We start from the raw sequence: 22,112 nt of genomic DNA, 5'->3' as shown, positions 1-22,112 counted from the left end.
TCAAGTCACCCTCTATTCCTCATACTCCGTGAAATCTACATTCTCCACGATCCAGCGCTTCCGCGGATCGACCTTATCGCCCATCAACGTGGACACGCGGCGCTCCGCCTTCGTAGCGTCCTCGATCTGCACCTGGAGCAGCGTGCGCGTCTCCGGGTTCATCGTCGTTTCCCACAGCTGGTCAGGGTTCATCTCTCCAAGTCCTTTATACCGCTGCAATTCAAAGTTTTTGCCGAATTCCTTCAAGTAATTTTGCAGCTGTTCTTCGTTCCAGGCATATCTCACTGTTTCCAGCTTCCCGGATTTTCGCGTGATTTTATAGAGCGGAGGCTGGGCGATATACACCCGTCCCGCATCGATCAGCGGCTTCATATAGCGGTAGAAGAAGGTGAGCAGCAGCACCTGAATGTGCGCGCCGTCCGTGTCCGCATCCGTCATAATAATGATCTTGGAATAATTGCTGTCCTCCAGCGCAAATTCCGTGCCGATGCCGGCGCCGATCGCCGAGATGATGTAGCGATACTCGTCGTTCTTCAAGATGTCGGCGAGCTTCGCCTTCTCCGGGTTCATCGGCTTCCCCTTGAGCGGCAGAATCGCCTGGGTCTTCGAATCCCGGCCCTGCTTGGCGGAGCCGCCCGCTGAGTCGCCCTCTACGATGAACAGCTCGTTGCGGGTGAAATCCTTCGACTGCGCCGGAGTCAGCTTGCCGCCAAGGTTGGAGCTCTCGCTGCGCTTTTTCCCTGTGCGCATTTCGTCCCTTGCTTTGCGGGCCGCCTCGCGGGCTTTGGAGGCTTGCACCGCCTTCTTGATGAGCAGCTGGGCCACTTGAGGATTCTCTTCAAGGAATAGCGCCATATTCTCCGACACAACGGCATCTACCGTGCTTCTAGCCGAAGCGCTGCCAAGCTGATCCTTCGTCTGCCCGACGAACTCGACCTCTGCCATCTTGACGCTGATGACCGCCATCATCCCTTCGCGCAAATCCGCTCCTTCCAGATTCTTATCCTTCTCCTTCAGCAGGCCATTCTTGCGGGCATAATCGTTCATCACCCGCGTATAGGCCGTCTTGAATCCCGTTTCATGCGTCCCTCCCCCGCGGGTAGGAATCGAGTTGACAAACGAGGCCAGCGTCTCGGTATAGCCTGCGTTATACTGTAGAGCAACCTCAACCTCGACATCCTCTTTCTCCGCATAGAAGTGAATCACGTCGTGAAGCACTTCCTTGCCTTCGTTCAGAAATTGGACGAACTGGCTCGCTCCACCCTCATAGTAAAATTCGTCCGCCCGATCGGAGCGCTCGTCCTTCAGCGTAACCTTGAGCCCGGAGTTCAGAAAGGCAATTTCCTGCAAACGCTCGGCCAGCGTATCGTAGTTCAGCCCGATCCCGCTCGGAAACACGCGAATATCCGGCTTGAACGTTACCTTCGTTCCAGTCCGGTTTGTGTTGCCGATGACTTCCAGGCCGGTAACCGGCTCCCCGACATGCTCTATCCCCTTCTCATCAACCCAGTACTCAAAGCGCTGGCGGTGGATTTTGCCTTCCCGATAAATTTCAACCACCAGCCACTCGGACAGCGCATTCGTTACCGAAGCCCCAACGCCGTGCAATCCGCCCGATTTCTTGTAGCCCGACCCGCCGAATTTGCCGCCGGCGTGCAGAATGGTGAAGACGACCTGCGGCGTCGGAATTCCGGTCTTGTGAATGCTCGTAGGGATGCCCCGCCCGTTATCGAATACAGTTACCGATCCGTCCTTGTTCAATGAAATATCGATTTTAGAACAGAACTTCGCCAAATGCTCGTCAACGGCGTTGTCCACGATCTCCCATACCAAATGATGAAGTCCCGACGAGCTCGTACTGCCGATATACATCCCTGGACGTTTGCGTACCGCGACAAGCCCTTCGAGCACTTGAATGTCGTCAGCGTCGTATCCAGAATTCGCCGAGCCGGCTGTCGGCTGAACAGCGGATTCGAACAAATCGATTTGATCGGCCATTCATGCTCCCCCTTTTATGCTTCTTTATGTAGACATTTTACTAACAAATGCAAACAGATGTTTTGGTTACCTTGTACATTTTAATTCAATATGTCCTGTTTCGTAAAGACAAGGAATGAAACGATGAGCGAACCAAGCGCCCAAACCGCAAGCACGGCAAGCGAGAAGCCGAGAGTCATTCCCTCAATCGGAGCGGGCGTTCCCGCCAAATACTGCGTCAGCCCCAGATTGACCATGAACAAATATTTTGCGCTCGTCCACGCCGATGCCAAATTCGTCAGAATGTTGCCTGCAATCAAAGCTGCCATCATAATCACGATGCTAGCCGCCGTGCTCCTCACAAGCACGGACACCATAAAGGCGAGCATGGCCACGACCGAGCTGACGAACCAGATCAGCCCCATCTGCATCAATATATACTTCCACTGAGGTACAGCGTGTACTCCTGATATATCGACATCTGCGCCCTGAAGCTTAAATCCCGTGAACACCGGCAAATTAAATCCCTTATAGCCAAAAAACAGACCCGATATTAAATAACATATAATGAACGTAGCCACCACGATGAGCGACACGAACATGAGCAAGGTAATCAGCTTGCTGAGCAGGATCTTCCAACGCCTTATCGGCCGGGTCAGCAGCATTTTTATCGTCCCGCTCGTGCGTTCCGAAGAGACGATGTCCGAGCCGATCCCCATGATAAGCAGCGGAATGAATAACGTTGCCGCGTTGTCCAGAAACTCCTTCGTGAAGGCAACGGCCCCAGGCTGCCGGGGATTGACGTCGTGCTCCAAATAATATTTCATCTGCTGGATAAAAATCTGCCGGTATTTCTTCCACTCCTCCGGGACGCGGTCGCTGCCCAGTGAATTCTGATTGTCAGTAATCGCCTGCTGTACTTCCCGGCGCCAGTCCGTGCCGAACTTGCTGCGTTTATCCTCCGCCGCCCGCAACTGCGCATAGGAGAATATCGGGACAAGTACGAGCAGCACCAGCAGGATGACATAGAATCGTTTTTTCTTGATCATCTTGATCGTTTCGTTTTTCACCAATGCCATCATACTATTCAATGCTCTCACCTTCCGTCAATTCCAGGAATAGCTGCTCCAGTGTAGGATTGATTTTTTGCACGGCATGCACCTGGATTCCTTCCGCCACCAGACGAGCCAGCACGGCCTGCACATCATCAGGCAGCATTTGCGCAACGACGGCCTGCTCGCTCATCCCCGCCAGGATCGTGTCGTCAAGCACTTGGTCAGGATCAGGAATTACTGCGATTCCCTCGGCCTTCAGCAGCTCTACCCCGCGCTCGCGGGGGGTCAGCTCCCAAATGATATAATTTGAGTTCTCTGAGATCAGCTCCTCCACCGATCCTACCGCAAGTACACGTCCACGGCTGATGATGGCAACGCGGTCGCACATTAATTGAATTTCGCTGAGCAAGTGGCTGGACACAAATACGGCTAAGCCTTCCTCGGCCAGCCGGCGAATAAATATCCGCAGCTCCTTGATTCCCTTCGGGTCAAGCCCGTTCGTCGGCTCGTCCAGAATTAACAGTCTGGGGCGGCCAAGCAGCGCCTGCGCAATGCCAAGCCGCTGACGCATGCCCAGGGAATAAGTCTTGACCTTATCATGGATGCGCTGATCGAGACCTACGATCTCTACCACCTCGGCAATCCGCCGCTCATCGACTCCAGGCAGCATTCTGCCGAAATGCTGCAAATTCTCCCACCCGGTCAAATATGGATATACCTCCGGATTCTCAACGATCGAGCCGACATAAGCGAGGGCCTGTTCCGGCTGCTTTCTTACGTCGTACCCGCAAATCATCACCTTGCCCTCGGTCGGCCGGATTAGATCGACAAGCATCCGGATCGTCGTCGTCTTGCCCGCCCCATTCGGGCCGAGGAAACCGAAGACCTCGCCTTCACGCACTTCAAACGTAACATCCTGGACAATCCACTTGCGTCCGATCTTCTTTCTCAGATGCTCAACCTTCAGCACGATCTGCCGCTGCTCACTCCCACCATACGCTTCAATCCCCGTTCTTTCGTCCGATAGCGGATGCTGCTGCGCTTCTGCTCCCAAAAATCCCACTCCTTCTTACCGTATCTGCCCTGCCGAAGGGTCTATAAACAGCATTAATGAATCCCCTGTATCATCCGCTCCGCAATAATCTGATATCCTGCCCCATTCGGATGAAAATGATCGCTTGCCAAATATTTTTGCGAATTATATGTAAACAAATCAAACGTGGGCACGACGAGAGTCCTGTCTCGCTGACGGAGCAAATCCATCGCTATATGGTTCCATCGTGCTACAGCCTCATCTCCGATCTTACGCATTCCCGGCAAATCGGAGAAAGGATTGTACAGGCTGATGTAGACGAGCTGTGCCCGCGGATTGATCTCAAGAATCGTATCGGCGATCTCTCCTAGACGCTCCGAAGCCTCCGTTACCGATTTCTCCAGCTCCGCTTCTGTAGGCAGCCGTCCTGCCGTCTGCAGGCTCTCTGCCCCGTCAAAGAGATCATTTCCTCCGATCGACATAACGATAATATCGGCCTGGCCCAGCGAATACTGAACTCCTTTCTCCTTCAGCAATTCAAGGAGTCCTGCCGTCGTTAATCCGTTGATGCCGAGATTGTTCACCAGCTTGGAATCCGCCCCCTGCTCCTTGGCCAGCTCCACGAACCTTCTGGCAAAGCCTTTACCGGTATCGTCCCCCGTCCCTTTGGCGAGCGAATCGCCGATGGCCGTCACATTCAGTAGCTTCGCGTCCTCAGACGGCGGTACACCGGACTCTTCTCCCGAACCGACCGCCGTCCCCTGATTGAATCCGGCTTCGTCTCCTGCAGTGCTCGCAGCTCCCGGTGCGATTACATCTTTTACGGCATACAGAAATCCGGCAATGAGCAATATAGTGGACAACAATGAGAGAAGCCCAGTCGTCCGCCAAACTCGTGATGTGGAATTCATTTTGTTCCCTGTCCTCCTGTGCCATTATTTCCTATTCGTTCGTTCCTTAATAACCTGTCCAGCTAATAACTAACATAAAACTTCTTCCCTCAATAAGCAAATTCGATTTCCAAAATAACCATAAATAAACTAAACAAAAAAACTGGATTTTCAAAAAAGAGAAGAGTATAATACTTTGTACAGGCGTTACCGAGGGTTATTAGCTTAGCTGGTAGAGCAGCCGACTCTTAATCGGCAGGTCGCAGGTTCGACCCCTGCATAACCCATCACCAAGCTTAAATAGGAGCTGTTTCCACATTCGAATGGAATGCGGGAATGGCTCTTTTTGCATTGTGCGCTGGCTCCTTGCTTGTTTTTGCGCTGTCCTGCAAACGCTATTACATATAGTGTTTTCACATGATCGTAAAATGAACCTGAAAGCTTGCGCACCCCCGCAAAAAATCACCCGGCAAGCTTGCTGCCGGGCTTTGTTCACTCCATCTCATCTTATTTGCCGATAAACTCCTGAACCCAGTGACCATTATAATACCCTACGCCAATCAGCGTGTACTTCGGATTCAGAATATTGGCCTTGTGCCCCGGGCTGTCCATCCAGGCGGATACGACTTCGGCCGGTGTCTTTTGTCCCTTCGCAATATTCTCTCCCGCGTAACGGTAAGTAATATTGTAAGCATCCATCATATCAAAAGGCGAGCCATGCTTCGGCGAGGTATGGCTGAAATAACCGTTCTTATACATGTCAATCGCTTTGTCTTTAGCCATTCTGGATAAATTCGTATGCACGACGAGCGGCTTCAGTCCCGCGTTCTTGCGTTCCTCATTTACTAGGGCAACCACTTTCGCTGCATTTTCTGCCTGGATTTGCGCATATACGGCAGCCATCTGCTTTGCGTTCGCCTGGGATATCGCAGTCGAGGCTGCATAGACCGTACCGCTTCCCGACCCTGCTAATCCCGAAACCGCTGTTAGCGAGGCCGTCAAGCCGAGCACCATCGCGCCTGACAGAAGTGCCTTCACCTTCGGTTTGTTCATGCTTAAATTACCTCCTTGGACCCCTTACATTCTTTGGAGTATCTTGTCATATTCTAACATGACTTCCGAAGCGCTGCATGAGTAATTTGCCGAGAAAGTTCTACCTTATTTTCTATATAGCGCCAACCTCTTGTCGTCTATTGCCATAAAAGCCCGTGATCAATACATCCAGCAATACATCTAGTAGTGCATCTAGTAGTGCATCTAGTAGTGCATCCAGTAGTGCATCCAGCAATGCATCCAGCCATAGTGAGTGACCCTAACAAATAAGCAGCCTGGTGCTCAGCCTCCCTGATAAGAGCATTCGTAATAAGCCCGATCCGATCGACGGCCACCCATCTACCGTTGCCCAGCCTGGGCGAGCATCTGTAGCCAATTCACCCTGACTCTCTATAAATCATCCATTACTAATACATACCAACTAAACACTTCAAACTAATACATCTCCGGAACGGCTATGACATCTATAAATATCGGTCTCAGGCATGCTGCGTTCATTCATGTTGAACTCCTCCTCCTCTATGCCTTATACCCATCCTGTACTTGCCCGTAACTTCCCCCACGCCAAAAACACTCCTTCGATTCCAACCAATTTAAACATAGCTCACAATTATAAATCTGGGAGCCAAGACTATAGTCTAGTAATATTTGCGGCTTTAGACGGTTTTGCTATTCCCCCAATTGACATACCATGGTAATATCAATAAATGGTAGTACATAACCTAAAAATTATATGGCGGTTGAATAAGATATGAACAATGATACACAAATTTATATTCTGCTGAGCAATCCGCGGACCATCGTCACGAAATTGATCGGTTTGTACACTAGAGCACCCTATAACCACGCCTCGATTGCTTTCGATCCCGATCTTCGCGAAGTGTACAGCTTCGGCAGGAAGCATCCGCTCATTCCTGTATTCGGCGGATTCGTCAAAGAGAACATTCACTCCGGCGTATTCGAGAGAGCTACCTGTGCCATTTACAGCTGCCGCGTGAGCAGGGCCACATACGAACAAATGAGAAATTACGTCCGGCAATTCGAGGAGAATGACGAGCTTTACAGCTATAATTTTCTCGGTATTCTCGGCATCATCCTTAACATGGAGCTGGGGGGAGAAAACTCTTACTTCTGCTCGCAATTCGTCAGCAGTGTCTTCCAGCAAGCCGGAGTGCAGCTCCTGAACAAATCCGCTGCCCTCACGACCCCTGCCGACCTGCAATCCTGTTCCCATCTTGAGCTTATATTTCGCGGGCGGCTGGATACCTACCGTCGGCTGTGCTGCTATCGCCGCAACAACCAAGTGCCTCAGCAGCCGTCTTACGTCCTCTTGCAAGCTCATAAGTCCGTTCCATCCCAATAACTCAGACAGAAGCTGCAAAGGGTGTCCCAGAAGTCATCATAGATGACTGAGGGGCACCCCTTTCTTTTAGAAAGCTATCCATTTCTGCGGATCAACTTTTGCCGGAATCAATTTCTCCCTTGCCTGCACCCCATTTTTTAGCTCATCTTAGATAAACTGATCGAACTTTGAACTCGAACATAAGCTGTTGAACACGAACAAGCTGTCGAACTCGAACATAAGCTGTTGAACTCGAGCATAAGCTACCGGACTCAAGCGTAAGCTATAAAACTCAAACACTAAATGGAATTCATGTATCTAATTATGCTCTAAACGAATGTTTCAGGGGAGTAGATGGATTCTATGCATCTAAAATCAAGAATTCCGCCCAGAATGAACAATTCACTTCTTCTAACGACATGAAATCCATTTAAATTCACTTTCCTTTCTTTGCCGCAGAAACTAACTACTATAAATCCATTTAGAATGAGAAATCCGCGGGTCATGGTCACTAGAACGAGAAGTCCTTGCGATTCATGTCCACTAGAACGAGAAACCCGCGATTCATGCTTAGCGTAAAAGCGAGGTGGAGAGCATGTTTGGCCACAGCATGGGCGGACGGAGGCCGGGAGCGTGTTTGGTTACATTAAGGGCGGACGAAGGTCGAGAGTTTGTTTGGTTACATCATGGGCGGACGAAGGTCGAGAGTTTGTTTGGTTACATTAAGGGAGGACGAAAGTCTAGACGTGTTTAGCATAGCATGGGCAGACAGAGGTCGAGAGCTTGTTTGGTTACATCATGGGTAGTCGGCCGTTTTACAGGATTTCCCACCGAGGCTTGGACAAGGTTCATGGGTAGTTTGGGCTTATGGCCTTAGCCCACAATCTACTGAAAGTAGCAGGCATCCGCCTCGCTGCTTTCTTACAAAAGCAGTGACTACAAAAAAGGTTGGAGGGAAAAACGCAAAGTTCTCACTCCAACCTTTATTTTTGGGACTTATTGGTCAGCCCCTTCTAATTTCAGCTATATTCGAAGGTTCGATATCTTCAAGTCTTAAAGACTCTAAGATTCTAAGATTCTAAGATTCTAAAGACTTGCTTAGACGGTATCCCCGGCAGATAAAGCCCATATGCTCGTAAAAGGACTTGGCCAGCATATTGCGCTCCCCTCCAGCAGACAATACCAGCTGCAGGCTTCCTTGCTCCCTGGCCCAAACTTCAGCCGCTTCCACAAGCTGACGGCCGATGCCTGTACCCCGGTGCTTCTCATCCACGACCATAGCCGTGATTTGCGTCACCGGATTGCTCATGTCATGCGTCTGATGCTGCTTCAGAAAGGTCGTACCCACGAGCTGTCCATCCAGCTCGGCAACGAAACTGCAAAGAAGCGGATGATCCTCCAGCATGCCCAGGCGCTCCTTAAGCACGCTAGGCGTCGTCGGATACTTCAGCTGACGCATTAAGGGCAGCATCTGATCGACATCCCCGGAACAACTTCTACGAATGACTAAAGCCGGTGCGAACACCATACTACTCATTGACCTTTACCACCTTTAATGAGCTAGCCGCTTGTCTAGCGCGGCTGCGAGCTGTTTCAACATTCTCTGCTCCACTCAGAGCAACGGCCATCCGTCTTCCCGGCTTGCTCAGCGGCTTGCCGAATACGCGAATTTGCGTCCTTGGCACACTCAGCGCTTCCTCCATGCCGGCGATGACGAAGTCCTCCCCGTCGCGATCGCTTTTGAGCGTCGCGGACGCCCCTGGCGTCAGCAGTTCAACGGAAGGAATCGGAAAACCGAGAATCGCTCTCACATGCAGGGCAAATTCCGACAAATCCTGAGTTGCCATCGTCACCATACCGGTATCATGCGGTCTTGGAGACACTTCGCTGAACACGACCCCATCCTCCGTCAGGAACAATTCAACGCCGAACACGCCATAGCCGCCGAGCGCATCCGTTACCTTGCGGGCGATCTCCTGGGCCTCCTCAAGCTGAGCCTCGCTCATCGCATGAGGCTGCCACGATTCAACATAGTCACCGTCCTGCTGGACATGGCCGATCGGCGGGCAGAAGATCGTGCCCGAGGATGATCGTACGGTCAACAACGTAATCTCGCTAGTAAAAGGGATGAAAGCTTCAACGATGACCCGTGTTTGCTTCGCACGGGCGCCGTCCAGCGCTGCCTGCCAGCAACGCGGCACGTCACCCGGCTCCCGGCAAACGCTCTGGCCCTTGCCGGAAGAGCTCATTAGCGGTTTAATAACACATGGGTAGCCGACCTCAGCAGCAGCCGCCTTCAGCTCCTCCAAGCTGCTGGCGAACCGGTATCCCGCCGTCGGCAGACCCAGCTCTTCCGCAGCTAGCCGCCGAATCCCTTCGCGGTCCATCGTCAGCCTTGCCGCTCCAGCGGTCGGGATCACCTTATAGCCCTCCCGCTCAAGATCGACAAGGGCATCCGTCGCAATCGCTTCGATCTCCGGAACGATAAGATCCGGCGAGACGCTGGCAATCAAAGCCCGCAGCGCCTCCCCATCCAGCATATCCATGACATGGGACTCATGTGCGACTCCCATTGCGGGCGCATGCTCGTAGCGGTCAACGGCGATGCATCTGACACCGAGACGCTGAGCTTCGATAACAACTTCCTTGCCCAATTCCCCACTGCCAAGCAGCATGATGCTCTTGGCATGATCTGATTGAGGAGCACCCCACATGCTACAGATATCCCCCTTGAATGATGAGTTATTTCGTCTTCATCTATTTTCGGGTTTTATGAGAAATAAAGCAAGCGTTCGACATTAAAATGTGATTAAAATCTTCGGAAAATTACAAAAAACGAAATTGAGCTTCGACAAGTCCGCTGTATATTCCCTTTTGTGCCATTAATTGCTCATGGGTACCCTGCTCCTTGATCTCCCCATGATCCAGAACGACGATTTTATCGGCATTACGGATCGTCGACAGGCGATGGGCGACGATAAAGGAGGTTCTTCCCTTCAGCAGCACCTTCAGCGCTTCCTGGATTTTGAGCTCAGTCTCCGTATCGATGCTGGCGGTGGCCTCATCGAGGATCAGAATCCGGGGATTAGCCAGCAGCGCCCGCGCGAAGGACAGCAGCTGACGCTGTCCCATCGACAAGGCATTGCCCCGTTCCTCCACCTCGGTATCATAGCCGCCCGGAAGCTTCATGATGAAATCATGCGCATCCACCGCTTTTGCCGCCGCTTCAACCTCTTCATCCGTCGCATCCAGACGGCCAAAGCGGATATTGTCGCGAATGCTGCCCGAGAATATAAACGTATCCTGGAGCACGATCCCAATTTGACTCCTGAGGCTTTGGACCGTAACGTCCCGGATATCCTTGCCGTCGATGTATATTGCGCCTTGCGTCGTGTCATAGAACCGGCTCAGCAGGTTGATGATCGTGCTTTTTCCCGAGCCGGTATGGCCGACCAGCGCGATGGATTGGCCCGCATGTACACTTAAGGAAATGCCCTTCAGCGCTTGCCGGTCCTTCTCATATTCAAATATGACGTTCTTGAACTCAATATTCCCCTCGATCGGCGGAAGCGGCTTTGCTCCCGGCTTATCCGCGATGCTCGGCTTCTCGTCCATGAATTCGAAGATGCGCTCGGAGGAAGCCATGGCGACCAGCAGCTGGTTGTACATCATTCCCAGCCGGTTGATCGGGTCCCAGAAGTTCCCGACGTAGTTGCTAAACGCGACCAGCAGGCCGATGGTCAGCTGTCCCGTCTGGATCATGTACACACCAAGCATGAACAGGATAAAGGTTCCGATCCCGCCGGTGATTTCGATAATCGGGCCGAACATCTGGTTCATAGCCGACGCCTTGTCCCAGGACTTCTTGCTGTCCATGTTCATCATATCGAAATAACGCATATTCTCTTGCTCCTGCGTATAAGCCTGCGTAACGCGAATCCCTTGGATCGATTCGTTCAGATGAGAGTTGATCCGGGAATTTCGCATCCGCACCTCCTGCCAGGCAATCCGGATTTTCTGCCTTAGCTTTGTGGATACGAAGAACATAATCGGCACGGTAATCATAACCGCGAGCCCAAGCTGCCAGTTAATCAGCAGCAGAATGACGACGATGCCCGCCAGCTGCACGCAGTCGATCATCAAATTGACTACGCCGTTCGTGAACAGATCCTGAAGCGAGTTTACGTCATTCGTAACCCTTACGAGTACGGAGCCGGCCGGGCGCTTGTCGAAGAAATTGAATGAGAGCTTCTGAATATGTTTGAACAAATCGGATCGGAGGTCATAAATGACCCTCTGCCCGATGATGTTTGTATATTTGATGCGAAGCTTGCTGGAAGCCCACTGCACGATATATAATGCGACGATAACCCCGGTCAGTATATATAGCAGCCTCAGGCTCGGGCTGCCGATCTCGGGCGCGATCGCCTTATCGATCGCGATACTCGTCAAATACGGAACGGTCAGCTTGGTAATCGTCCCCAGCACCGTCATCACCAGCACAAGCGGCAGCATTTGCCGCGCATAAGGCTTCATGTAAGCGAACAGCCGCCTGAACTGCTTCCAGTCGAACGCCTTATCGATCAGCTCATCGTCCTGATAGACGAAGCGCTCCTCGATCCGCGTTTTCTGCTTCTTTCCCTGAAATGCCTGATTGCTTTGAGTTTCTGTATGCATCCTACATCACCTTCCCTTCGTGGCCCTGGTTGGTCCGGGACAAGTGGTCGGCATACTGGATATGGTACACATCCTGGTACGGACCTGGCACCCCGATCAGCTCCTCATGGCTGCCGCGCTGAACGATCCGTCCTTCATCGAGGACAAGAATATCATCCGCATGGCGAAGCGATGAAATGCGATGAGCGATAATGAACGTCGTCCGTCCCTGCATTACTTCCTGGAAGCCCGACTGGATTTCATGCTCGGTCTCCATATCTACGGCGCTTGTCGCATCGTCAAGGATCAAGATCCGCGGATTTTTGAGCAGCGCACGCGCGATCGCGATCCGCTGCTTCTGTCCGCCAGAGAGCCCCATGCCGCGCTCACCGACGACGGTATCATAACCATCCGGCAATTCCATGATAAAATCATGGGCCTTGGCCAGCTTGGCGGCATGAATAATTTCCTCCATGGATACTTGAGTCATGCCATAAGCGATATTATTGCGAATACTGGAGGAGAACAGGAATGTCTCCTGAAAGACGGTTGCAATCCCGCTGCGCAGGCTTTTAATGCGTATATCCTTGATGTCCCTTCCATCCAGCCGGATGCTCCCCTCGTTCACGTTGTAAGCGCGCATCAGCAGCTGAATGATCGTCGATTTGCCGGAGCCCGTGCCGCCAAGGAACCCGATGACCGAGCCCGGCTCAGCCGTAAAATGAATATCCGTCACGGCCGGCATTTTATTGCCATAGGCGAATGTAACGTGGTCAAACTCCACCTTGCCCTTCACATCCTCCAGGTTCAAATCGACTGCGCCAGCCTCATCCTTCACGTCCACGTTCTGATTCAATATTTCCAGTACACGCTCTCCAGAGGCCTTGGACTGGGTATAGTTATTGATATGAAAGCCAAGCCCCCACATCGGGCCGATAATGAACCAGATCAGGCTGAAGAAAGCGACCAAATCGCCAAGCGTCAGCTGCCCCTTGATGACGAGGGTGCCCCCCACCGCCAGCAGAACGGCTACGCTGATCGAGGCCAGCAGCTCCATGACGGGAAAGAACCTGCTCCACAGCATCGAGGCAAAAATCTGATTATCCTTATAGCGCTCATTGCGATGCGAGAACTTCTCCATCTCGTACGGCTCGCGCGCAAAGGACTTGACCGTACGGACCCCGGTCACGTTCTCCTGAACCGCCGTCGTCAGCGAGCTTAAGGCCAGGCGCATTTCCTGGAAGGCCGGGTGGATTTTCGATTCGAATTTCAAAGCCACCGCCGCCAGGAACGGAATCGTGATCATCGTAATCAGCGTCAGCTGCCAGTGAATCGACATCATCATGGCCGAACCGAAGACGACCATCAGCACCAAGTTGAGCAGCTGCGCGAACCCGAAGCCGACGAAGTTCCGAATGGCCTCAAGATCCCCGGTCAGCCGGGACATCAGGTCCCCGGTTTTCGCTCTATCATAATAGCGGAATGACAGAAACTGCAGCTTCTCGTAGCAGGCGTTCCTTAGCCGATACGCGAGATAGTTGCCCAGCCTTCCGCCGAAAAATCCGTGCAAAAACTGCAAGAACGCTTTGATGATCACGACGCCCAAGGCGGTTAATGCAATCCACAATACCCCTCCATAATTGCCGGGGCGAATCACGTCGTCGATCAGTTTTCTAAGCAGCAAAGGATATACGAGCCCAAAGCCCGTCGCCGCAGCGAGGCACAGGATTGACAATATCAAATAGGTGCGTCGTTCCCGATAATAGCCTCTTAATTGCCTAAGTACTTCCATGTCGTTCCCTCCCAGTAACGCAGGTCATCGATGGCTTGCAATTTCTCGGATTTGCCCCTCTTCGCGACCGCCGCATTACTTTTCAGTTATGTTGTTTTTTGGGTTCTTACATTAATGTAAAGCCTGATACAGGCCAAGGAGGCGCTCCGGCACGTCCTTCCAAGACTCATCCGTGTTCCCGGCATCAGACATGCCGGACACGCTGCTCTCCCATTCCTCCCACTGCGCTTCGAACGATGCAGCGATCGCTGCAAATCTTGCCGAGGTCTCCTGCGCATAAAAACGGATCAGATCTTCTCCGCAGCGCTCCACCGCCACTTTGATGCCGTCGCTAAGCGGCTCTTCCAGGGCGTCGCGCAACTTTTGCTTACCCCCTCCTTCAAAAAATGTCTTTGGATTTCTGAAATAACTCCAATATGAGGAAGCCTTTATGCCGTGCTCCAGGCTCCCCTCCGGGACGCTTGGAGTCAGCCAGGCAGAGGTTGCATAAATCGACAATGCCGGCAGCGCAGGAATTTCTTGCTCCAGCTTCGCCAGCCAAGCCTCGGCTTCCTTCGCCAGCAGCGCCTCGCACTTCTTCTCAAGACGCAGGGAGGTTGCCTGCACCTCCCGTTCAAGCTCAATGCTTAACTGGGCCAGCCATCCCTTGACCGACGCGGCGAATTTCCGCTTCATGTCCCCTCCGTCATCCTGCAGGAGCGAAGGGTGGAAATATTCATGGAACAGATCACCAGCAAGAAACTGAAGGCGCCTGCGGACATGGAACAGCAGCTCGCCGGTTTCCTGCGTAATTTCTGCCGTTTTATCGCTCTTCGCCAGCAATCGAAGCTCCTCAGAGAACCGCTTGTGATCCAGCAGCAGCTGGGCTTTAAGCTGTTCGCGCTCCTCCTCGCTCTTCGCCAGCGTCTCGGTCCACTGCTCCGCCCGGGCGATGAACTGCTGCAGCTCGTGGCGGGCCGCACCTACGGCGAGTCCGGCCAAGTCCTCGCTGATAAAGCGCAGGAAAGGGATCTCGAACCGGGAAAAGCCCGAGGCTTCAAGCTTGCCGGCATCCATGCTGCGCTTCGCCTCCAGGGCGGCGATGCTGGATACCGGGTAGATTTGCGGCGACTCGATTCCGGCTGCACGCAGGCCGTCCTCCACATGCTCGACGACGCTTGCCAGTTCCTCTGGTGTAGAAGCCAGATCCGCCGCGTTGACGATAAAGAACATCTTGTCGAGCGCAAAGCTGCCCTTCACCCGGCCCAGATGGCCAAGGAACTGGCGATCCGCCCGGGAGAAAGCATGGTTGTAATAAGTAACGTACAGCAATGCATCGCTATTTTTCATATATTCAAAAGTCACTCCGGTATGCCGGGCATGAATGGAGTCCGCCCCCGGAGTATCCACGATTACGATTCCCTGCTCGGTTAACGGACAGGAATAATACAGGTCGATGCCCGCTACGAAGCAGGCCATACTCTCCTCCGCCACATATTCTGCGAATTGCTCCAGCCCCGTTATCTCACGGCTTCCCAGCCGGGCTGCATTTTGCTCCCAGCCTATGGCAGCCGCTTTCAGGAAGCTGAAATGAGCCCGCCCGGAAGGCGGAACGTCCGGAGCCTTCAACTTGGTTACTTCAGACCGCCAGCTCCCTTCCTTCCACGCCCCGAGCTGCAGCGCCTCGAAGGAGTATGCGAGATCCTCGCGCATCGCGTCCATGGACTTGAAGGTAATGGCCGCCTGGCCATGCTTCATGTCCCCTTCGGGCGCGAGGATGCGGTTGATCGCCGCGGTCGTCGGATGCGGCGATACAGGCAGCACCTGAGCGCCGAGCAGCGCGTTCGCGAAGGAGGATTTGCCCGCGCTGAAGGCCCCGAACAGCGCGACCGTGAAGCGGCCGCCGCGAAGCGCGTCCTGCCGCGCCGTCCTAAGGCGCGGCTCCAGCTCCGCGAGCAGCCCGTCCGCGATGGCGAGGGCTGCGCGGCGGTAGCGGCCGGCAATTCCGGCCGCCACGTCGGCGGCGTACCGAAGCGTGTACTCGCCGGAGAGCAGTGCGCCTTCGCGCGCAGGGCCGGCGATCCACTCCTCCTCCGCCTGCGGAAGCTCCGCCTCCAGCCGGCTCTCCCACTCGGCGTTCCAGAGCCCCTCGCTCTGTCCTAAGCGCCGAAGCAAATCGCGCACATGCCAGTCGACCTGGGCCTGTGTCTGCTCCTTCAGCTTGCCGAGAAAGTATTCCTTTCTCCGCTCCTTCTCGCGTTCAGTCTTGCTGCCGTGAAACCATAATCCCGTCTTGAAGCCAGGCTTGCGGCTCTCCAAATACAGCGCGGCAGCCTCCCGAAGCTCCGGCGTCATTACATGCGCGTTAGCCAGAAGTCCATCCAGCTCCTTCGTCAGCCCGTCGCGCAGCCGATCGATGAGGCCAGCCTGCTCGGAAATTTCCCGCTCCAATGCCGATAATTTCTCCTGCAGGCCCTGCAGCGCCTCTTCGCCGCCAATCTCCTCAAGCAGCCGCTCCTGCTCTTCCCCCTCGGCATCATTCAGCCGCTTCAAATACTGCTCCGCTCCGTGAAAGAGCGAGCAGCCGATGCTGAACTCGAGCAGGCTTTGGCGAATCCTGAACAGCGCAGTGATCGTCTTCTCCAGCTCGCTTAGCATATTTAAAGGATGAGACAGCTCTCTAAGGGAAATATAGAATACGCCGGCCGGAACGATGCCCCATAATTCGAAGGCATCCTCCACGGAGCGCCGGTATTTCTCAAACGACAACTCGGCATTCCGGTGCTTATCGATCTGATTCACGACGAGATACAGAGGCTTTCCCCAATCGGCCAGCCGCTTGGCAAACGACAGATTGCTTTCCGACAGGACATGATTATAATCCATAACGTAAAACACGACATCGGCCAAATGCAGTGCTGAATTCGTAGCCATGGCATGGCCAGCGTCATTGGAGTCAACGCCGGGCGTATCAAGCAATACGCCATGCTGACCTAATATAGGAACATCATCCCATAAGGAGATCATGGAATATGTATTCCCGTCCCTGCAATAATCGTCCAGTTGATCGATATTAAGCTCAATCTGCTCGGAGCGCCCTTCTGCGGTGGCATCCGTGCCTTGGCCCGCTGCCTCCGCCCGTGTAAGCACCGCTCGCGGCTCGCCATTGCGAATTGCGGCCACATTGGCCGTAGTCGGTATCGGCCCCGACGGCAGCACCTGCTTGCCGCACAGCCTGTTGATCAGACTGGATTTCCCTGCGGAGAAATGGCCGCAGAACGACAGCGTTAATTCATCAGCCGCAAGCTTCTGTTGCAAATCCTGAATCTCCCGGCAAGCTCTGAGATCCTTGCCTGACTCATATAGCTTCAAGAACTGGTCAAGACGGTCATGAAGCCGCTGATCCCGACCAATTGTCAACGTTTCCATGAATATGTACTCTCCTTAATTTATGTTCGCCTATTGCCTGCGAGCAAAAAGCGTTATTCATTTGTGACATCCCCATCCAGCGCATTCCATGTCTTAGGAAATACATCCATTTTACATGAGTGGCAACCTACAGGGAAGTCTCATAATTAGTGATTTTCCAGTAAAATTTAAAGAACTTCCCGCTTATTTAAAGAAAAACCCTGCTCAGAGCACATTCTTCGTCGCCAGGTTCCGAATATCTTCGTTTTTGTTTAGAAACGCCATCCAGCCCCCTCCTCCTCAAAGCCTCAAGCCAAAAACAAAAGCCGCCCTGCGGTATATTCCCGCAAGACGGCATTCTGATTGACAAGGCAGCTAGACCGAAGGCGTCTCGAGCGAATCCGCCTCGGAGGGAATTAGAATTTCGAACACTTTGCCGTGCTGAAGAATCGTAATTCCCTTCTCCTTATCCTTCATCACGACCACTTCGGGTTTGGAAGCCATTCGCTCCAGATAATGGCTCGGCACTTCGCCGGAGTCACTAACCGTAACGCCTTCGAGCTCGCGCTCATCATTCTCCTGCAAATCAATTTCGATGACCTGCTCGAACATATCGGAGAATTGTTCAAAACTGTCTGTATATACAGAAATACATTTCATGGAGTCTCATCCTCTTCTATCTAGGTTTGTAAGTCACTTTTCTCTATCTTTTCTGACCGGTGACTTTTTCATACGTTTCTTGCCTTCCCGGCAAACCTCCAGCAGCGGACAAATCTCGCACTGCGGATTCTGGGCCTTGCAATGATATCTCCCGAAGAAGATGAGCCGATGATGGGTAATTGTCCATTCCTCTTTGGGAACCCGCTTCATCAGCTTCTTCTCAACCTCGAGAACAGAGTCATTCCAGCCCGCCAGGCCAAGACGTTTGCTGACCCGCTCCACATGCGTGTCAACGGCGATCGCCGGTACGCCGAAAGCGTTGGAAACCACCACATTGGCCGTCTTGCGGCCTACGCCTGGAAGCTTTACCAGCTCGGCATGCTCCCGGGGAACCTCTCCATTATACTGTTCGATGAGAATCCGGCATAAGTTCTGGATATGCTTGGCTTTACTCCGAAATAGTCCGATGCGCCGAATATCCTGCTCCAGCTCTTCCAGCGGCACAGCAAGATAATCCTCCGGCGCCTTATATTTCTGGAATAAGTCTTCCGTCACCTTGTTCACGGTTGCGTCGGTACACTGTGCCGACAGCAGCACGGCAATCGTCAATTCAAACGCATTGCTGTGATGGAGCTCACAGTGCGCATCCGGAAACATAGCGCCGATGCAGTCCAGAATATGACGGACACCCGCGGCATTCATGTCTCCACCTAACCTTTCTTCACGAAGAAAACCGTCCTGCTCTGCGGGAATGACCCGCAGGCAGACGGTTATTCTCACGAAAATGATTATTGTTTTTCAATTTCAACGAGTCTATCGCCATTGAAATATAAAACAATTTTATCATCAACCTTCAGAGATTGCACGGATATTGTCGTGTCACCTTGGTGAATATACGTATCCGCGTTTACGAAGAAGCGATAATTGTTATCAGAGAGCGTTGCTCTCTTTACGACAAGCTCCCTCGAATTTGCATCGTAACGGGAGAATTTCCGTTCCAGCGCGGTCAGGACCTTCACAATGAGCGTGCCGTCGCTGTCTTTGCGCACCTCTACATGATCAGCCGTAGTCAGACCATTCGCTCCCGTAGTTACGGACGAACCGCGAACCACCTTGACGCTGCCCGACAGCGGGAAGGATTCGATTCCGCCGGTGAAGGTCTTGACGGTCAGCGTTGAACCATCGATATTCTGCACGCTGCCCAGCGTCAATTTTACGACCTGCAGCGATACCGCCTTATGGCCATTGAATGCCACGTTGATCGTTTGGCCGTTTTGAAGATTGGACATCTTGATCGGATTGCCGTTCTCGTCCGTCAGCACCGCCTGATCGATATAGAAGCTTTCCGTAAGCCCGTTATTGCTGTTTACCGCTCTGACGCGGCTATAAGACGTCTCTACAGAGCTAAGGACGAATTGAACGGAGGTCTTCAGCGAGAGCGTCTGTACCGCATCCTGATTCGCACTCAGCATGGCGACGACGGGATCTCCAACCTTGACATCGCTCAGCGTGGCACTCTTGCCGTACATTTCCACGGTAGGCGCCGTGCCCTGGTAAGGCAGAGCTACTGTTTTGCCATTAGCCAGCAGCAGATTCAGCTTCTTCTCTGCCGTATTTACGGAGACGAAGGTTCCTTCATATTTATAGATCATCTGGACGCTAAGCGCTCGGCTGCCGATGTAAGTCACATTAATCTTCCGGTCTTTATTCAGAACGGATTCCATGCCTGAAAGAGTCGGCTGCGTGGAGTTGTATTCCACTTTTGTCTTCTCGTCCAAAACGAACACATGCGGCTTTCCATTTCCATCCAGCACTGTCAGCGCCTTTGATTTACTATCGTAATTCACGACCGTCGCAGAGGCCATTTGCTCGGATTGGCGGCCTTGCACGACGATCTTCGTCACCCGTTCCTCCGCATCCAGCGTCAGCTCGACCTTGTCGCCCCCATTCAGGTCGGCGATGAGATCGTCGAAGGTAGCATCATTAATTCCTCCAACGATAATTTCCGGCTTCTCGGCCAGCAGCTTTACTTCCGGATAACCGCTTGCGTTGCTGTAGGTTAGAAGCAGCCCGTTTTGATCCAGGCCCAGCAGCGTCCCGTTAACCGTCCGCTCGACGCTTTTCGTGACTTCGAGGGAATCGAGCACGCTGTTCTTCACCGAGTATTTGATAGCCGCGTTCTCCTGCAATTCACTGAGACCGTTCAGCTTCTGACTCTGGTACAGCAGAATCGTCGTATCGTCTACCGCATAGGTCTCCACAGAACCTGAGGCATCGCGGATCGTTACTTTCTTGCCCGTGACATCGACGGATTCAATCGTGCCTGTGCCTGTTTTGCTGACCAGAGCCGATTTAACCTGAACCAGCACCGGCTTCTTGGCGGCGGAATAAGTCTCGCGCTGTACAATGATCGTACTCTCAGGCGTTAGCTTGTCAGCGGTCACTTTATTCCCGTGCTGATCGAGGAAGGTCGTCGTGTCATCGAAGGTGTACTCTACGGAATCGTTGTTTACAAGCATCAAAATCCGGTTGCCGCCGAGGATGCGAAGCAGCGTCCCTTCCGTGGTCTCCAGCTGCTGCTTGCCGTCGATGACCTCAACGTACGCCGCTGACCCTACTTTGTCGATCGCCAGCACTTTCGTGTAAGGCTTCAGATCGTTCTTGGAAATTTTCAATTGTGAATCCTTGGTGAAATAAACGCTGCGATTGTCCAGTACGAAGCTCTTGAGCTGATTGTCCACGTACAGCGTCAGCTTGCTGTCAGTGAGCTCGGTTACGATTCCTTCATAGACGTTGGAATAATTCGCATTCAGATGCTCCGCGCCTTTGCCGAAGAAGGTCGCCATTTGCGCTCTTGTCACATTGCTCTGCGGATCGAATTTATTGCCTTCGATTCCCTTCGTAATATCCAGCTTGGCAGCCAGATTGACGTAACCGCGTGCGGAAGCCGTAATTTTATCATGATCCGCAAAGCCGGTTGACGCCGAGCTTAGCGCTTTGGCTTCCTCTTCCTTATCTAGAGCGCGAATCAATATTTTTGCGACCCATTCGCGGGACGCTTTCTTCTGTCCCCAGGACTCCTTCCCTTTAATGGCGGCCAGCTCTTCGTCCTTATCGATCAGGTTCTTCTTCAAAGCCAGTTCAATATAAGGCTTCGCATATCCGCTAATTTGCAGCTCGGCAGGCGCCGTGTCCCCGCTGCCAAGTTCTCCGCTCAAATTCATAAAACGAATCGCCATCGTAATGGCTTCCTGCTGCGTTACGCTGTCGCTGGGACGGAATTTCCCGGCATCTCCGACAATAATGCCTTCTGCTGCCAGCTTGTAAATATATTTCTCTGCCCAAAAGCCATCCTTCACATCGCTAAACAAGGAAAAAGCCGTATTTGAAGTATTGCTGGTATTTGTCCCCGTAGATGAACCTGCCGGCTGGTCGGCAAATGCGGCTGCTGCCCCGCTTAAGCTGATCGCGGCAGCGAGCATGGCCGAAACCGCTTTTCTCGTATTTCGTCTATAGCTGCGTTTAAATGATGACATCAGATTCTCTCCTTCAAAATTAATCTCTTTACCTTGTTCGACGGCGAGCCGCTATTTCCTCCAAAAAGTTGCTATTTTCTTTGAAAAGGATGCTCTAATTCGACATGACCCATCAGCGTTTCTACCTGCTGACCGTCAACAAGAATTTCGATCGCCTTCACTTCCTCAAATTGAAACAGGGCCTTCGTAAGTGATTCCACGGCTAACGCTTCCCCCCCAGATCCAAGCCGCGCCCCGTCCGGCAGCGATAGATCGATCGTCAGCTGACCGTCCTTCATCACCGGCTGCTTGATTTCCACTTTCCCCCAGAGGGGCAGGAGTCCAGGCTCTTCGCTATGCTGCAGCGCCTTCAAGGTATTCGCATACTTTTCTTCCTCACTGCTGTACGAAATTTCCTTCTCCTTGGCAATCAATGCATCCAGTTGATCATCCGTGAAATAGGTCTGAATAACCAGCTTCTTGACTTGCTCCTGCGAGGAGCCCTCGTTCGAATCGCCTGCGTCATGGGCTGCAGGATTATTCGGCGGCTCTTGAATGGTCTGCCCGGCTCCAACGCTGCCCGCATTTCCGTTCTCTCCCTCCGCACTGGATCCTGTTGGCTTTTGTCCGCACCCTGCCGCCACTGCAAGCAGAAGGATCAACATGCAGGACAGCCAAATTTTTTTATTCATGGTCGCTTCCTCCTTTAGATTCAAAAAGCCGGTAAACCGGCTTCCTGAACAAGCATTTAA

The 22,112-nt window shown here is 52.8% G+C and carries 15 protein-coding genes and 1 tRNA gene; 2 read left to right on the top strand and 14 right to left on the bottom strand.

The window, feature by feature from the left end; translation table 11 throughout:
• Positions 1-12: 12 nt before the first annotated feature.
• The 4 genes from parE to BN2762_RS15575 form a co-directional block, all read right to left on the bottom strand.
• A complete protein-coding gene (gene parE, locus BN2762_RS15590) occupies positions 13-1,998 on the bottom strand; it encodes a DNA topoisomerase IV subunit B (protein WP_055107843.1) in 1,986 nt (661 codons plus the stop codon).
• 80 nt (positions 1,999-2,078) lie between these two features.
• Positions 2,079-3,059: an ABC transporter permease subunit gene (locus BN2762_RS15585; protein ID WP_392391595.1), complete on the bottom strand. Its 981-nt coding sequence runs from the start codon at positions 3,057-3,059 to the stop codon at positions 2,079-2,081.
• A gap of 1 nt (position 3,060) precedes the next feature.
• A complete protein-coding gene (locus tag BN2762_RS15580; protein WP_055110110.1) occupies positions 3,061-4,038 on the bottom strand; it encodes an ABC transporter ATP-binding protein in 978 nt (325 codons plus the stop codon).
• Positions 4,039-4,139: 101 nt separating this feature from the next.
• Positions 4,140-4,976: a GDSL-type esterase/lipase family protein gene (locus BN2762_RS15575; RefSeq protein WP_055107841.1), complete on the bottom strand. Its 837-nt coding sequence runs from the start codon at positions 4,974-4,976 to the stop codon at positions 4,140-4,142.
• A 193-nt stretch (positions 4,977-5,169) separates the two neighbouring features.
• Here BN2762_RS15575 and BN2762_RS15570 point away from each other — a divergent pair.
• Positions 5,170-5,242 (top strand) — tRNA-Lys (locus tag BN2762_RS15570).
• 220 nt (positions 5,243-5,462) lie between these two features.
• Here BN2762_RS15570 and BN2762_RS15565 read toward each other — a convergent pair.
• On the bottom strand, positions 5,463-6,008 hold the full coding sequence (locus BN2762_RS15565) for a CAP domain-containing protein (protein WP_055107840.1): 546 nt from the start codon (positions 6,006-6,008) through the stop codon (positions 5,463-5,465).
• Positions 6,009-6,759: 751 nt separating this feature from the next.
• Here BN2762_RS15565 and BN2762_RS15560 point away from each other — a divergent pair.
• Positions 6,760-7,371 (top strand): C40 family peptidase, encoded by a 612-nt coding sequence (locus BN2762_RS15560; RefSeq protein WP_055107839.1) that lies wholly within the window; start codon positions 6,760-6,762, stop codon positions 7,369-7,371.
• 1,057 nt (positions 7,372-8,428) lie between these two features.
• Here BN2762_RS15560 and BN2762_RS15555 read toward each other — a convergent pair.
• From BN2762_RS15555 to BN2762_RS15515, 9 genes are all read right to left on the bottom strand, one after another.
• On the bottom strand, positions 8,429-8,887 hold the full coding sequence (locus BN2762_RS15555) for a GNAT family N-acetyltransferase (protein ID WP_055107838.1): 459 nt from the start codon (positions 8,885-8,887) through the stop codon (positions 8,429-8,431).
• Positions 8,880-10,064, bottom strand: coding sequence for a formate-dependent phosphoribosylglycinamide formyltransferase (gene purT, locus BN2762_RS15550; RefSeq protein ID WP_055107837.1), 1,185 nt, complete (start codon positions 10,062-10,064; stop codon positions 8,880-8,882). The genes BN2762_RS15555 and purT overlap by 8 nt, the downstream gene beginning before the upstream one ends.
• Positions 10,065-10,176: 112 nt before the next feature.
• Positions 10,177-12,027: an ABC transporter ATP-binding protein gene (locus BN2762_RS15545; protein ID WP_055107836.1), complete on the bottom strand. Its 1,851-nt coding sequence runs from the start codon at positions 12,025-12,027 to the stop codon at positions 10,177-10,179.
• Position 12,028: 1 nt separating this feature from the next.
• Complete coding sequence (locus BN2762_RS15540; RefSeq protein ID WP_055107835.1) at positions 12,029-13,798, bottom strand: ABC transporter ATP-binding protein; 1,770 nt, start codon at positions 13,796-13,798, stop codon at positions 12,029-12,031.
• A 111-nt stretch (positions 13,799-13,909) separates the two neighbouring features.
• Positions 13,910-17,206, bottom strand: a complete 3,297-nt coding sequence (locus BN2762_RS15535; protein ID WP_055107834.1) for a dynamin family protein — start codon at positions 17,204-17,206, stop codon at positions 13,910-13,912.
• Positions 17,207-17,560: 354 nt separating this feature from the next.
• A complete protein-coding gene (locus tag BN2762_RS15530) occupies positions 17,561-17,845 on the bottom strand; it encodes a hypothetical protein (RefSeq protein WP_055107833.1) in 285 nt (94 codons plus the stop codon).
• 33 nt (positions 17,846-17,878) lie between these two features.
• Positions 17,879-18,547, bottom strand: a complete 669-nt coding sequence (gene nth / locus BN2762_RS15525) for an endonuclease III (protein ID WP_055107832.1) — start codon at positions 18,545-18,547, stop codon at positions 17,879-17,881.
• 86 nt (positions 18,548-18,633) lie between these two features.
• Positions 18,634-21,381 (bottom strand): S-layer homology domain-containing protein, encoded by a 2,748-nt coding sequence (locus BN2762_RS15520; protein ID WP_055107831.1) that lies wholly within the window; start codon positions 21,379-21,381, stop codon positions 18,634-18,636.
• 71 nt (positions 21,382-21,452) lie between these two features.
• A complete protein-coding gene (locus BN2762_RS15515) occupies positions 21,453-22,052 on the bottom strand; it encodes a GerMN domain-containing protein (RefSeq protein ID WP_055107830.1) in 600 nt (199 codons plus the stop codon).
• Between the last annotated feature and the right edge of the window lie 60 nt (positions 22,053-22,112).

Origin of the sequence: Paenibacillus ihumii, assembly GCF_001403875.1 — a bacterium.
GTDB lineage: Bacteria > Bacillota > Bacilli > Paenibacillales > Paenibacillaceae > Fontibacillus > Fontibacillus ihumii.
The sequence above is the reverse complement of the archived record's forward strand: the minus strand, read 5'-3'. Positions and strand labels throughout refer to the sequence as shown.

What these genes read in the sequence shown, in the direction of transcription:
- purT (WP_055107837.1), bottom strand. Translation starts at nt 10,064, where the DNA reads ATGTGGGGTGCTCCTCAATCAGATCATGCCAAGAGCATCATGCTGCTT.
- BN2762_RS15520 (WP_055107831.1), bottom strand. Translation starts at nt 21,381, where the DNA reads ATGTCATCATTTAAACGCAGCTATAGACGAAATACGAGAAAAGCGGTT.
- BN2762_RS15555 (WP_055107838.1), bottom strand. Translation starts at nt 8,887, where the DNA reads ATGAGTAGTATGGTGTTCGCACCGGCTTTAGTCATTCGTAGAAGTTGT.
- BN2762_RS15575 (WP_055107841.1), bottom strand. Translation starts at nt 4,976, where the DNA reads ATGAATTCCACATCACGAGTTTGGCGGACGACTGGGCTTCTCTCATTG.
- BN2762_RS15540 (WP_055107835.1), bottom strand. Translation starts at nt 13,798, where the DNA reads ATGGAAGTACTTAGGCAATTAAGAGGCTATTATCGGGAACGACGCACC.
- BN2762_RS15545 (WP_055107836.1), bottom strand. Translation starts at nt 12,027, where the DNA reads ATGCATACAGAAACTCAAAGCAATCAGGCATTTCAGGGAAAGAAGCAG.
- BN2762_RS15565 (WP_055107840.1), bottom strand. Translation starts at nt 6,008, where the DNA reads ATGAACAAACCGAAGGTGAAGGCACTTCTGTCAGGCGCGATGGTGCTC.
- BN2762_RS15560 (WP_055107839.1), top strand. Translation starts at nt 6,760, where the DNA reads ATGAACAATGATACACAAATTTATATTCTGCTGAGCAATCCGCGGACC.
- BN2762_RS15535 (WP_055107834.1), bottom strand. Translation starts at nt 17,206, where the DNA reads ATGGAAACGTTGACAATTGGTCGGGATCAGCGGCTTCATGACCGTCTT.
- nth (WP_055107832.1), bottom strand. Translation starts at nt 18,547, where the DNA reads ATGAATGCCGCGGGTGTCCGTCATATTCTGGACTGCATCGGCGCTATG.
- BN2762_RS15515 (WP_055107830.1), bottom strand. Translation starts at nt 22,052, where the DNA reads ATGAATAAAAAAATTTGGCTGTCCTGCATGTTGATCCTTCTGCTTGCA.
- BN2762_RS15585 (WP_392391595.1), bottom strand. Translation starts at nt 3,059, where the DNA reads ATGATGGCATTGGTGAAAAACGAAACGATCAAGATGATCAAGAAAAAA.
- BN2762_RS15530 (WP_055107833.1), bottom strand. Translation starts at nt 17,845, where the DNA reads ATGAAATGTATTTCTGTATATACAGACAGTTTTGAACAATTCTCCGAT.
- parE (WP_055107843.1), bottom strand. Translation starts at nt 1,998, where the DNA reads ATGGCCGATCAAATCGATTTGTTCGAATCCGCTGTTCAGCCGACAGCC.